This is a genomic window from Streptomyces sp. NPDC006207 (assembly GCF_040613835.1).
Lineage (GTDB): Bacteria > Actinomycetota > Actinomycetes > Streptomycetales > Streptomycetaceae > Actinacidiphila.
In genome coordinates this window covers 112,151-124,292 of the sequence record NZ_JBEXSX010000015.1, presented here as the reverse complement: position 1 = coordinate 124,292, position 12,142 = coordinate 112,151, and the positions used below count along the sequence as shown (strand labels likewise).

10 protein-coding genes are annotated in these 12,142 nt (G+C 74.6%); 8 read left to right on the top strand and 2 right to left on the bottom strand.

Annotated features, from left to right (window positions below; all coding sequences use genetic code 11):
* Positions 1 to 80 precede the first annotated feature (80 nt).
* Positions 81 to 818, bottom strand: a complete 738-nt coding sequence (locus ABZ312_RS15045; protein WP_500329947.1) for a hypothetical protein — start codon at positions 816 to 818, stop codon at positions 81 to 83.
* Between the two features lie 69 nt (positions 819 to 887).
* Here ABZ312_RS15045 and ABZ312_RS15040 point away from each other — a divergent pair, with 69 nt between their 5' ends.
* The 6 genes from ABZ312_RS15040 (at position 888) to ABZ312_RS15015 (ending at position 8,988) form a co-directional block, all read left to right on the top strand.
* A complete protein-coding gene (locus ABZ312_RS15040; protein WP_500437810.1) occupies positions 888 to 1,700 on the top strand; it encodes an adenosylcobinamide-GDP ribazoletransferase in 813 nt (270 codons plus the stop codon).
* Positions 1,701 to 1,986: 286 nt separating this feature from the next.
* Positions 1,987 to 3,498 (top strand): leucyl aminopeptidase, encoded by a 1,512-nt coding sequence (locus tag ABZ312_RS15035; protein WP_500437808.1) that lies wholly within the window; start codon positions 1,987 to 1,989, stop codon positions 3,496 to 3,498.
* Between the two features lie 303 nt (positions 3,499 to 3,801).
* Positions 3,802 to 5,190 carry a dihydrolipoyl dehydrogenase gene (gene lpdA / locus ABZ312_RS15030; RefSeq protein ID WP_499511451.1) on the top strand — a complete coding sequence of 463 codons (1,389 nt, stop codon included), beginning with the start codon at positions 3,802 to 3,804 and terminating at the stop codon, positions 5,188 to 5,190.
* Between the two features lie 51 nt (positions 5,191 to 5,241).
* Positions 5,242 to 7,011 (top strand): 2-oxoglutarate dehydrogenase, E2 component, dihydrolipoamide succinyltransferase, encoded by a 1,770-nt coding sequence (sucB, locus tag ABZ312_RS15025; RefSeq protein ID WP_500437806.1) that lies wholly within the window; start codon positions 5,242 to 5,244, stop codon positions 7,009 to 7,011.
* 401 nt (positions 7,012 to 7,412) lie between these two features.
* A complete protein-coding gene (locus tag ABZ312_RS15020; RefSeq protein WP_500360084.1) occupies positions 7,413 to 8,384 on the top strand; it encodes a helix-turn-helix transcriptional regulator in 972 nt (323 codons plus the stop codon).
* Positions 8,385 to 8,472: 88 nt separating this feature from the next.
* Positions 8,473 to 8,988 carry a DUF4240 domain-containing protein gene (locus ABZ312_RS15015; RefSeq protein ID WP_500322344.1) on the top strand — a complete coding sequence of 172 codons (516 nt, stop codon included), beginning with the start codon at positions 8,473 to 8,475 and terminating at the stop codon, positions 8,986 to 8,988.
* 61 nt (positions 8,989 to 9,049) lie between these two features.
* On the opposite strand, the gene ABZ312_RS15010 is transcribed toward ABZ312_RS15015, so the two are convergent.
* Complete coding sequence (locus tag ABZ312_RS15010; protein ID WP_500322342.1) at positions 9,050 to 9,535, bottom strand: GNAT family N-acetyltransferase; 486 nt, start codon at positions 9,533 to 9,535, stop codon at positions 9,050 to 9,052.
* A 50-nt stretch (positions 9,536 to 9,585) separates the two neighbouring features.
* Between ABZ312_RS15010 and ABZ312_RS15005 the strand changes: the two genes are divergently transcribed.
* A complete protein-coding gene (locus tag ABZ312_RS15005; RefSeq protein WP_500322341.1) occupies positions 9,586 to 10,488 on the top strand; it encodes a TIGR01777 family oxidoreductase in 903 nt (300 codons plus the stop codon).
* Between the two features lie 154 nt (positions 10,489 to 10,642).
* Positions 10,643 to 11,884, top strand: a complete 1,242-nt coding sequence (locus ABZ312_RS15000; RefSeq protein ID WP_500360082.1) for an NAD(P)/FAD-dependent oxidoreductase — start codon at positions 10,643 to 10,645, stop codon at positions 11,882 to 11,884.
* Positions 11,885 to 12,142 lie beyond the last annotated feature (258 nt).

Below are 12,142 nucleotides of genomic sequence, written 5' to 3'. Positions count from 1 at the left end.
GCCCTGCCGGGGCGCCGCGGCGGCCTGCACCCGGCACGCGGCCACCACACGCGCCGCACACCCGGCGGACGCGCCGGGGCTCAGCGCTCGGTGAAGCCGCCGATCCAGTCCTGGAGCCGCCGCAACGGGCCCGACCAGCGCGCGTCGTGCCGTGCGGCGCGGGCCTCCGCCCGCCGGACCGCCCCGGGCCTGCGGGAGTAGAGCCGCTCGGCCCACAACGAGTCGGGGCGCGCCAGCCGCAGGGCCGCGTACAGCGCGACGAAGGGCACGAAGACGCCGACGACGGCGGAGCGCAGCTTGCCCTTGACGAGGGCGACGAGGACGAACAGGAAGTTGACGGCGATGGTGAGGATCACCGAGACGCGGCTCTGCTGCTCGTCCGGGCTGACCGAGTTGACGCCGAAGGGGACCAGGCCGAGGAGCATCATCACGACGACGGAGAAGGTGACGACGACGGCCTCGACGCTCTTGCGGCCGCGATCGCTCCAGTACACGTCGTCGAGGTAGAGCACGAGCGCGAACTCGTCGAGCACCAGGCCCGCTCCGGCGCCGAACAGGGCCGCGGACAGGTAGGCGCCGAAGCCCCGTGAGGAACTGGCGACGCCCCCGAAGCCGCCGATCGTCATGAGGATGATCCCGGGCACCACGTGGTGGATGTGGGTGCCGCCCGAGGAGATGTTGCGGAAGGGGCCCCTGCCGGCCCGGATGAGACGGGTGATCATCCGGGTGACCAGGAAGGTCAGTACGAACGCGCCCAGCGCAAGGAGCAGCGGCAGCTTTCCCGGCTCGATGATGTTGCGGTACCACCAGTCGCCCATGCCGATTGCTCCAGATTCGCCCCGTACGCGGCACTATACGGTTCCGGCCCGGCGGTTACCCTGCACGCCATGACCGCCGACCCCGCACCCGCTCCCGCGGACCCTGCCGTCACGGCCGCCGACGGACTGCGCTTCGCCTTCGGCACCCTGACGGTGCTGCGGGTCCGGGTCACCCGCTGGGACCGCCCGGCGGCCCGCGCCGGGATGCTCTGGGCGCCCGTGGCCGGGCTGGTCGTGGGGCTGTGCGCGGCGGCGGCCGGCGGACTCCTGCTGCTCCTCGGCTCGGGGCCGCTGCCCGCCGCGGTGGCGAGCGCCGCCGTACCGGCCGCCCTGACGCGGGGGCTGCACCTGGACGGGCTGGCCGACACCGCCGACGGGCTGGGCAGCGGCAAGCCCGCCGAGGACGCGCTGCGCATCATGAAGCAGTCCGACATCGGGCCCTTCGGTGTGCTCACGCTGGTCCTCGTCCTGCTGGCCCAGGTCGCCGCGCTCGCCGAGCTGTACGGCCAGTCCTGGACCCGGGGTGCGGTCGCCGCCGCCCTGGCCGGGCTCACCGCCCGCGCCGCGATGACGCTGGCCTGCCGTGACGGTGTGCCCCCGGCTCGCCCCGGCGGGCTCGGCGCGGCCGTGGCGGGCGAGGTCCCCGCCCGTACCGCCTGGGCGTCGGCCGCGCTGACAGTGGCGGTCTGCGCCGGCTGCGGGGCCGCCTTCGGCGTGCCGGACGCGGCGCGCTGTGCGGCGGCGGCGGCGGTGGCCCTGGCCGCCGCGGAACTGCTGCTGCGGCGGTGCCGCCGGCGCCTGGGCGGCGTCACCGGTGACGTCTTCGGCGCGTTGTGCGAGACCGCCGCGACGGCCGCGCTGCTGGTGCTCACCCTGGGCTGAGCGCCGCACGGCGACCGGGCGCGATGCGGTCCGGCGCCCCGACTCCCGCCGGGCGGAAGGGGATCGGGACCCTGCCCGGGGTGCCGCGCGGGCGCGTTCCCATAGGGAAAACCCGCGCCTTCGCCGCCATGGGCGCAGGTCGTGGTCGCAAGCGACAGGAGTGAGCGTAAGGTCGGTGCTGCACCCCCGCCCGTGCCGCGAAGGACGCCCGGCGTCGGGCACGAGGGAGCCGGACGGAGTCCGGCGTCAAGTATTGGACCCCCGAAGGAACAGGATCCGCATCACCGTGACTGCACTGACTCTCAGCACCTCCTCCGCGGCAGCGCTGCGCGCTGACGCCGTCGTCGTCGGCGTGACCAAGGGCGCCAAGGGCCCCGAGGTCGCCGCCGGGGCGGAGGCGGTGGACCAGGCCTTCTCCGGCCGGCTCGCCGCGACGCTCGAGACACTGGGCGCCTCGGGCGCGGAGGGTGAGGTGACCAAGCTCCCCGCCCCGGACGGCCTGAAGTCCCCGGTCGTGCTGGCGGTCGGGCTCGGTGAGGCCCCGGCCGACGGCGCCGCGTACGACACCGAGGCGCTGCGCAAGGCCGCCGGCGCCGCCGCCCGCGCGCTGGCCGGGTCGAAGAAGGCCGCCTACGCCCTTCCGGTGCAGGACGCGGACGCCGCGCAGGCGGTCGCCGAGGGCGCGCTGCTCGGCGCCTACGCGTACACCGCGTACCAGTCGTCCAACGGCAAGGCCCCGCTCGCCGAGGTCGCGCTGGTGGGCGCGAAGCCGCGGGACAAGGCGTTCAAGGCCGCCGCCGAGCGGGCCGCCGTCATCGCGGCGGAGGTCAACCGGGCGCGCGACCTGATCAACATGCCGCCGAACGACCTCCACCCGAAGTCCTTCGCCGCGCTCGCGCAGGAGGCCGCCAAGGAGCACGGCCTCAAGATCGAGGTGCTGGACGAGAAGGCGCTGGTCAAGGGCGGCTACGGCGGCATCATGGGCGTCGGCCAGGGCTCGGCGAACCCGCCCCGCCTGGTGAAGATCGCCTACACGGGTGCCAAGGGCCGCGGCGCCAAGCACCTGGCACTGGTCGGCAAGGGCATCACCTACGACTCGGGCGGCATCTCCCTGAAGCCGGCCGGTCACAACGAGACCATGAAGTGCGACATGAGCGGTGCCGCCGCCGTGCTGTCCACCGTGGTCGCCGCCGCGCGCCTCGGCCTGCCCGTCAACGTCACCGGCTGGCTGGCGCTCGCCGAGAACATGCCCTCGGGCAGCGCCGCCCGCCCCGGCGACGTGCTGAAGATGTACAGCGGCAAGACCGTCGAGGTGCTCAACACCGACGCCGAGGGCCGCCTGGTGATGGCCGACGCCCTCACCCGCGCCTCGGAGGAGAAGCCCGACGCGATCATCGACGTGGCGACCCTGACCGGCGCCATGGTGCTGGCCCTGGGCAACCGCATCTTCGGCGTCATGGCCAACGACGACGCCTTCCGCACCGCGCTGCACGAGGTCGCGACCGAGGTCGGCGAGCAGTCCTGGCCGATGCCGCTCCCGGCCGACCTGCGCAAGGCCATGGACTCCCCCACCGCGGACATCGCGAACATGGGCGAGCGCATGGGCGGCGGCCTGGCGGCCGGCCTGTTCCTGAAGGAGTTCGTCGGCGAGGGCATCACCTGGGCCCACCTGGACATCGCGGGCCCCGCCTTCAACGAGTCCGGCCCCTTCGGCTACACCCCCAAGGGCGGCACCGGCTCCGCCATCCGCACCCTGGTGCGCGTGGCCGAGAAGGCCGGCGAGGGCGAGCTGCTCTGACCGCGGTGTAAGCCTCGGCACATTCCGTACGGCCCCGGGTATGGCATCCGGGGCCGTACGCGTTCGCCAAGGGCGAGCAAAGAGTGCAACCGCTCCGTATTTCGCAAGGGATACCGGCGAGTAGCCCCGGCCGGGGACGTTCCGTACGTCTCAGACACCGGCCCGGTGCCTCGTCGGCCCCGAACAAGTGCGAAGATGTTGTCTCGGCACGACAGGGCCCCGTTTAACAGAAGCGGCCGAACAAAAGCCGCCGCCCGGTCATGACGGACCGGCTCCGGCGTATCCATGCATGGAGGACGTGACGTGGCGAACGACGCCAGCACCGTTTTCGACCTAGTGATCCTCGGTGGCGGTAGCGGCGGCTACGCCGCAGCGCTGCGTGCGGCGCAGCTCGGTCTGGACGTCGCCCTGATCGAGAAGGACAAGCTCGGCGGCACCTGCCTGCACCGCGGCTGCATCCCCACGAAGGCTCTGCTGCACGCCGGTGAGATCGCGGACCAGGCCCGCGAGGCCGATCAGTTCGGTGTCAAGGCCACTTTCGAGGGCATCGACATCGCCGGGGTCCACAAGTACAAGGACGACGTGATCTCGGGCCTCTACAAGGGCCTGCAGGGCCTGGTGGCCTCCCGCAAGGTCACCTACGTGACCGGTGAGGGCCGGCTCTCCTCCCCCACCTCCGTGGACGTGGGCGGCCAGCGCTACACCGGCCGGCACGTCCTGCTGGCGACGGGCTCCGTGCCGAAGTCGCTGCCGGGCCTGGCCATCGACGGCGACCGCATCATCTCCTCCGACCACGCGCTGGTCCTGGACCGTGTGCCGAAGTCCGCGATCATCCTCGGCGGCGGTGTCATCGGCGTCGAGTTCGCCTCGGCGTGGAAGTCCTTCGGCGCCGACGTCACCATCGTCGAGGGCCTGCCGCACCTCGTGCCGGTCGAGGACGAGAACAGCTCGAAGCTGCTGGAGCGCGCCTTCCGCAAGCGGGGCATCAAGTTCAACCTCGGCACCTTCTTCTCCAAGGCCGAGTACACCGCCGACGGCGTCAAGGTCACCCTGGCCGACGGCAAGGAGTTCGAGGCCGAGGTCCTGCTCGTGGCCGTCGGCCGCGGCCCGGTCTCCCAGGGCCTGGGCTACGAGGAGGCCGGGGTCGCCATGGACCGCGGCTACGTCCTCGTCGACGAGTACATGCGCACCAACGTGCCCACCATCTCCGCGGTCGGCGACCTCGTCCCGACCCTGCAGCTGGCCCACGTCGGCTTCGCCGAAGGCATCCTCGTCGCGGAGCGGCTGGCCGGTCTGAAGACCGTGCCGATCGACTACGACGGCGTGCCGCGCGTCACGTACTGCCACCCGGAGGTCGCCTCCGTCGGCATCTCCGAGGCCAAGGCCAAGGAGCTGTACGGCGCCGACAAGGTCGTCACCCTGAAGTACAACCTGGCCGGCAACGGCAAGAGCAAGATCCTCAAGACCGCGGGCGAGATCAAGCTCGTCCAGGTCCGCGACGGCGCCGTGGTCGGTGTCCACATGGTCGGCGACCGCATGGGCGAGCAGGTGGGCGAGGCCCAGCTGGTCTACAACTGGGAGGCGCTGCCGGCCGAGGTCGCGCAGCTCATCCACGCGCACCCGACGCAGAACGAGGCCCTCGGCGAGGCGCACCTCGCGCTCGCGGGCAAGCCCCTTCACTCGCACGACTGACCCACGGACACGCAGACAGATCCGCACAGATCGTTAGGAGCAACCGAAACCATGGCGGTTTCCGTAACCCTGCCGGCGCTCGGCGAGAGCGTGTCCGAGGGCACCGTCACCCGCTGGCTCAAGGCCGAGGGTGAACGCGTCGAGGCCGACGAGCCGCTGCTCGAGGTGTCGACCGACAAGGTCGACACCGAGATCCCGGCGCCCGCTTCGGGCATCCTCTCCTCCATCAAGGTGGCCGAGGACGAGACGGTGGAGGTCGGCGCCGAGCTGGCCGTCATCGACGACGGCACGGGCGCCCCCGCTGCCGCCCCCGCCCCGGCCGCCGCGGCGGAGCCCGCGCCGGCTCCGGTGCAGGAGGCCCCCGCCCCCGTCCCGGCCCCGGCGCCCGCCGCCGCGGCCCCCGCCCCGGCCCCGGCCGGTGGCGCCGAGGGCACCCCGGTGCTGCTGCCTGCGCTGGGCGAGTCGGTGACCGAGGGCACCGTCACCCGCTGGCTGAAGTCGGTCGGCGAGAGCGTCGAGGCCGACGAGCCGCTGCTCGAGGTCTCCACCGACAAGGTCGACACCGAGATCCCGTCGCCGGCCGCCGGCACCCTGCTGGAGATCCTCGTCGGCGAGGACGAGACCGCCGAGGTCGGCGCCAAGCTCGCCGTCATCGGTGCCGCCGGTGCCGCGCCCGCCGCCCCGGCCCCCGCCGCCCCCGCTCCGGCCCCGGCCGCCGCGGCCCCGGCGCCCGCCCCGGCCGCTGCCCCGGTTCCGGCCCCCGCGCCGGCGCCTGCTCCGGCCCCGGTCGCCCCGGCTCCGGTGCCCGCCCCGGCCCCCGCGCCGGTCGCGGCTCCGGCTCCGGTCACCCCGGCTCCGGCCGCCCCGGCCGCCCCCTCGGCGACCGCGCCGACCGACGAGGGCGCGTACGTGACCCCGCTGGTGCGCAAGCTCGCCGCCGAGAACGGCGTGGACCTCGCCTCGGTCAAGGGCACCGGTGTCGGTGGCCGCATCCGCAAGCAGGACGTCCTGGCCGCCGCCGAGGCAGCCAAGGCCGCCGCTGCCGCGCCGACCGCCCCGGCCCCGGCCGCGGGCGTCACGGTGCCGGCCGCCGCCGCCGCGCTGCGCGGGCAGACCGTCAAGATGACCCGCATCCGCAAGGTCATCGCCGAGAACATGATGAAGGCCCTGCACAGCCAGGCGCAGCTGTCGACCGTGGTCGAGGTGGACGTCACCAAGATCATGAAGCTGCGGGCCCGGGCCAAGGAGTCCTTCCTGGCCCGCGAGGGCGTCAAGCTCTCGCCGATGCCGTTCTTCGTGAAGGCCGCCGCCGAGGCGCTGAAGGCCCACCCGGTCATCAACGCCAAGATCAACGACGACGGCACCGTCACCTACCACGACGCCGAGAACGTCGGCATCGCGGTGGACTCGGAGCAGGGCCTGATGGTCCCGGTCATCAAGGGCGCCGGCGACCTGAGCCTGGCCGGCATCGCCAAGAAGACCGCCGAGCTGGCCGGCAAGGTCCGCAACAAGAAGATCAGCCCGGACGACCTGTCCGGCGGCACGTTCACGATCAGCAACACCGGCTCGCGCGGTGCGCTGTTCGACACGATCATCGTGAACTACCCGCAGGTCGCCGAGCTCGGCATCGGCGCCACCGTGCGCCGCCCGATCGTGATCAACCACCCGGACCTGGGTGAGACCATCGCGATCCGCGACGTGGCGTACCTGACCCTGTCGTACGACCACCAGCTGGTCGACGGCGCGGACGCCGCCCGCTACCTGAACGACGTCAAGGCCCGTCTCGAGGCCGGCGAGTTCGAGGGCGACCTCGGTCTGTAACCGACCGGAGTCCTCGCGGGACCGTACGACGGCCGAGGCCCCAGCCCCCTCCGGGCTGGGGCCTCGGCCGTTCTCCGGCAACTCCCCCGCCCGTTGAACGGTCCGGGCCCGGCGTACGTACGGAAGGGGGCAGGGCCCGGGGAGCCGGATGCCGCCGAACGCGCCCTGCAGCGACGGCGGATCGGCGAGGCCGACCACCGCCGGGCGGTGTCCGCGGGTCACCGTCCCCTGCTCCCGCCGGGGCGCCACCGTCCCCACCGGCCCGGCCGCCCTGGCGGGTTGCACGCTGCGGTGACCTTCCCCCCGCGCTGACGCGCACGCAGCGGGCTCCGGCGGGGCCGGTCCGGACCTCCCGGACCGGCCCCGTCCCGGTGCCCACGGCGACCGCATAGCCTCGGGGCATGCGTGCGGCACGACTGATCCACCTCGTCCTCCTGCTCCAGTCCCGCGAGTCGATGACGGCCACCGAACTCGCCAAGGCCCTGGAGGTGTCCGAGCGCACCGTCGGCCGGGACGTACTGGCCCTGTCGGAGGCGGGGGTGCCGGTCTACGCCGAGCGGGGACGCGCCGGCGGCTACCGGCTGGTCGACGGCTACCGCACCCGGCTGACCGGGCTGGCCCGCGCGGAGGCGGAGGCGCTCTTCCTGTCCGGGGTGCCCGCCGCGCTGCGGGCCATGGGCCTGCACGACGCCGGTTCCTCGGCCCGCCTGAAGGTCTCGGCCGCCCTGCTGCCCGAACTGCGGGACGCGCCGCGCGCGGCGGCACAGCGCTTCCACCTGGACGCGCCGGGCTGGTGGCAGGAACCGCAGACGCCGCGGCTGCTGCCGGCGCTCGCCGAGGCGGTGTGGGGGGACCGGCGGCTGCGGGCCCGATACCGGCGCGGGGAGGCGGAGATGGAGGTGGAGCGCGCGCTGGATCCGTACGGCCTCGTGCTCAAGGGGGGCGTCTGGTACCTGGTGGCGCGTTGCGGCGCGGACGTCCGGGTCTACCGGGTGGACCGGTTCACCGCGGCGGAGCCGACGGAGGATCGTTTCAGCAGGGACCCGGACTTCGACCTCCCCGCGTTCTGGGACGCCCGGGCCGCCGAGTTCGCCCGCTCGGTGCTCCGCGACGAGGTCGTCCTGCGCCTGACGCCCGACGGCGCCCGCCGCCTGCCGTACGCCGCCGACCGCACCGCGGCCCGCGAGGCCCTCGCGGCCGCCGCGCCGCCGGACGCACGGGGGCGGGTGACCGTCACGCTCCCCGTCGAGAGCCAGGACGTCGCCTACGAACAACTCCTCTCCCTCGGCCCCGACGCCGAGGTGCTCGGCCCGCCGGCCCTGCGCGAGCGGCTGGCCGACGCGGTCCGCGCCATGGCCGCCGTCTACGCCTGAGGGCCGTGCGGTGCGGCCCGCGACACGGGGCCGCGTCTGCCGTGTTCCGCGTGCGTCGGAGGGCCGCAGCCAGGATGCTGGAGCGGTGATGGACGAGACGGAGTTCTGGGAGATCGTCGACAGCACGCGTGAGGCAGCGGGGGGCGACCCGGAGGAGCACGCCGACCTCCTGGTGGAACGGCTGACCCAGCTCGACCCGGAGTCCGTCGTCGACTTCGCGCGGCACTTCGAGAGCCGTTTCAACCGGGCCTACCGCTGGGACGTGTGGGGCGCCGCCGACCTCATGCTGGGCGGCGCCGGCGACGACGCTTTCGACTTCTTCCGGTGCTGGCTCATCGGCCAGGGCCGGCACGTCTTCGAGGGTGCCGTCCACGACCCCGACAGCCTCGCGGAGATGACCGACTCCTTCGACCCCGAGGTCGACGGCGACGCGGAGGACCTCGGCTACGCGGCGGACGAGGCGTACGAGCAGCTCACCGGGGTCCGGCTGCCGGACCTGGACCTGCCGCCGCAGCCCGCCGAGCCGGAGGGCGTCTACATCGACTTCGAGAACACGGCCGCGGTGGCGGAACGATTCCCCCGGCTCTGGGAACGCTTCGGCTGAGCCGGACCGCGTCGGCCGGGCGCCCGGCGTCCCGCGCCGCCGGGCCGTACCGGGTGACCCGTCAGACCCGGCGCCCCATGCACACGTCGTCCACGTAGACGCCGTCCAGCAGGAACTCCCCCCGCAGGACGCCCTCCACGGTGAACCCGGCCGCCTCGTACAGCCGCCGGGCCGGGGTGTTGTGGCCCAGCACCCGCAGCGTGACGCGCACCGCGCCCTGCCGGCGGGCCTCCGCCACGGCCGCCAGGACGAGTTCCAGCCCCACCCCGCGGCCCCGCGCCCAGGTGTCGACCGCCAGGCCCTGGATCTGGCGCACGTGGGCGTTGGAGGCCAGCGGCGTCGGCGGCGCCACCCCGACGAAGCCGGCGACGCGGCCGTCGGCCTCCGCCACCAGGAACGCGTCCGGGCCCCAGCGCTCGCTGAAGAAGTCCTCGTTCTCCTCCCGGGGCGGCCGCACCGCGTGCAGGGTCGACCAGGTCGCCCGCTCCAGACGGACGAGCGCGGGGTCGTCGGAGAGCTGGGCCGGGCGCACGCGGAGGTCGGACATGCGGGTCACCTTCCCACACCACGGGGGCCGTTCCGCGCGACGATGTCCCCATGCGCATCGCCATCACCGGTTCGTCCGGCCTCATCGGCTCCGCCCTGGTCCGCTCCCTGCGCTCCGACCGGCACGAGGTCGTACGCCTCGTCAGGCGCGAGCCGTCCGGGCCGGACGAAGTGCGCTGGGACCCATGGGAAGGCACGATCGACACCGCGGGACTCGCGGGCGTGGAGGCCGTCGTCCACCTCGCCGGCGCCGGGGTCGGCGACCACCGCTGGACGGACGACTACAAGCGGACCATCCGCGAAAGCCGCGTGCGGGGCACCGACACCCTCGCGCGGGCCCTCGCCTCCCTGGACACCCCACCGCGGGTGCTCGTCAGCGGCTCCGGCATCACCGCGTACGGCGACACCGGCGACCGCCGCGTCGACGAGGGCGCCCCGCTGGGCACCGGTTTCCTCCCCTCCGTCTGCCGCGACTGGGAGGCCGCCGCCGGCCCGGCCCGCGACGCCGGCGTCCGCACGGCGTTCGCCCGCACCGGTCTGGTCGTCTCCGGCAGGGGCGGGGCGTGGGGCCGGCTCTTCCCGCTCTTCAAGGCGGGCCTGGGCGGCCGGCTCGGCGACGGCCGCCAGTACTGGAGCTTCATCTCCCTGCACGACCAGATCGCGGCGCTGCGCCACATCGTCGACACCGGGTCCGTCTCCGGGCCGGTCAACCTGTGCGCGCCCGAAGCGCTGACCAACGCCGAGGTGACCCGGGCGATGGGACGGGTGCTGGGCCGGCCCACGGTGTTCGCGGTCCCCGGACCCGTACTGCGCACGGTCGTCGGGGAGTTCGCCACCGAGATCCTCGGCAGCACCCGTGCGGTGCCGCGGGTGCTGCTCGACTCCGGGTTCACCCACACCCACCCCGGGATCGACGAGGCGATCCGCGCCGCACTGGCCGAAGAAAGGCACTGAATGCCACCCACAGCCATTTTCCGGCATCAGTTGGCGCGTGAGTGGGCATGACGGTTCCAGCGCCAGCTGACGCGAGCGGGGAAACGTGCCGACCTCGGGGAGGGGCATCGTGCTCTCTACAGCACGCTCTACGGGTTCACCTACGGACGTGTGCGTGATCGGAGCCGGCCTCGCCGGGCTCTCCGCGGCACATCACCTCACCGGTGCGGGGCTCACCGTCACCGTGCTGGAGGCCGAGGACCGGGTCGGTGGCCGCATGGCGACCGAGAAGGTCGACGGCTTCCTCCTCGACAGGGGTCCACAACTGCTCAGCACCTCCTACCCGGAGCTGCGCCGCACCGCGGTCCTGCGGGGCCTGCAGCTGCGGCCGCTCTCCCCCGGCGTCCTGGTACGGGCCGCCGGCCGCGGCTACCGCGTCGGCGACCCGCGCGGCGCACTCGCCGCCGCGCGGGCGCCCATCGGCTCGCCGCTGGACAAGGCCCGGCTGCGGGCGGCCCTCAACCGCCTGGCCGACGCCCCCGTCGAGCGCCTCCTGGACCGTCCCGAGACCACGGCCGCCGCCGCCCTCGCCTCGCGCGGCTTCGCACCCCGCACGGTCGACGGGTACCTGCGGCCGCTGCTGTCCGCGCTGCTCTGCGACCCGGACCTCACGACGTCCAGCCGGGTCGCCGACCTGGTCCTGCGCGGCTTCGCGCTCGGCCGTACGTGCCTGCCGGCGGGCGGCGCCGTGACGGTGCCGCAGGCCCTGGTGGCCGCGCTGCCGCCCGGGACGGTCCGCACCGGGGTGCGGGCGGTCGCCGCGGCCACCAACGGCGTCCGCACCGCGGGCGGGGACGAGATCCCGTGCCGGGCCGTGGTCGTCGCCACCGGGGCCCGCGCGGCGGCCGGACTGCTGCCGGGGCTGCGGGTCCCCGCCTTCCACGGCGTCACCGTCCTGCACCACGCCGCGCCCGCGGCACCGCTGAAGCAGCCCGCGCTCGTCCTCGACGCGGACCGGCGCGGGCCGGTCTCCCACACGTTTCCGGCCAGCCTCGTCGACCCCTCCCGCGCCCCCGTGGGCCGCGCCCTGGTCACCTCCGTACTGCTCGGCCGCGCCGCCGCCCCCGTCCCGGACGACATCGCCGTCCGGACCCACCTCGCGGAGCTCTACGGCACGTCCACGGCGGCGTGGGAGCTGCTCGCCGTCCACCACGACGCCGAGGCGCTCCCCGCGATGACGGCCCCGCACGACCTGCGCCGCCCGGTGCGGATCCTGCAGGGCCTCTACGTCTGCGGCGACCACCGGGACACCAGCACCGTCCAGGGCGCCCTGCTCTCCGGCCGCCGCGCGGCCCAGCGCCTCCTCCGCGACGTCGGCCTCCCCCCGGCGCCCCCCGCCGAACCCCTGGCCGCCTGACCGCCACCCGGGGGAGGGCGTGGGTCGGACCGCGCGGTCTGATGGGACGCGCTGCGCGGCCTCAGCCGGGCGCCGAACGGGCGGCATGCCCTGCGCCGCCCGAAGCCGGTCCGACGTGCGCGGCCTGCCCTGACGCCGGCCCGTCAGGGTCGCGGGCACACCGCCGGTCGTGGACGCGCGGACGGGGCGGAGTCGCGGTGGAGCGCCGAGGCGGCAGAGCGGCGGCCGCGCACCGGCGCGGTCCCTCTCGCCACCGTC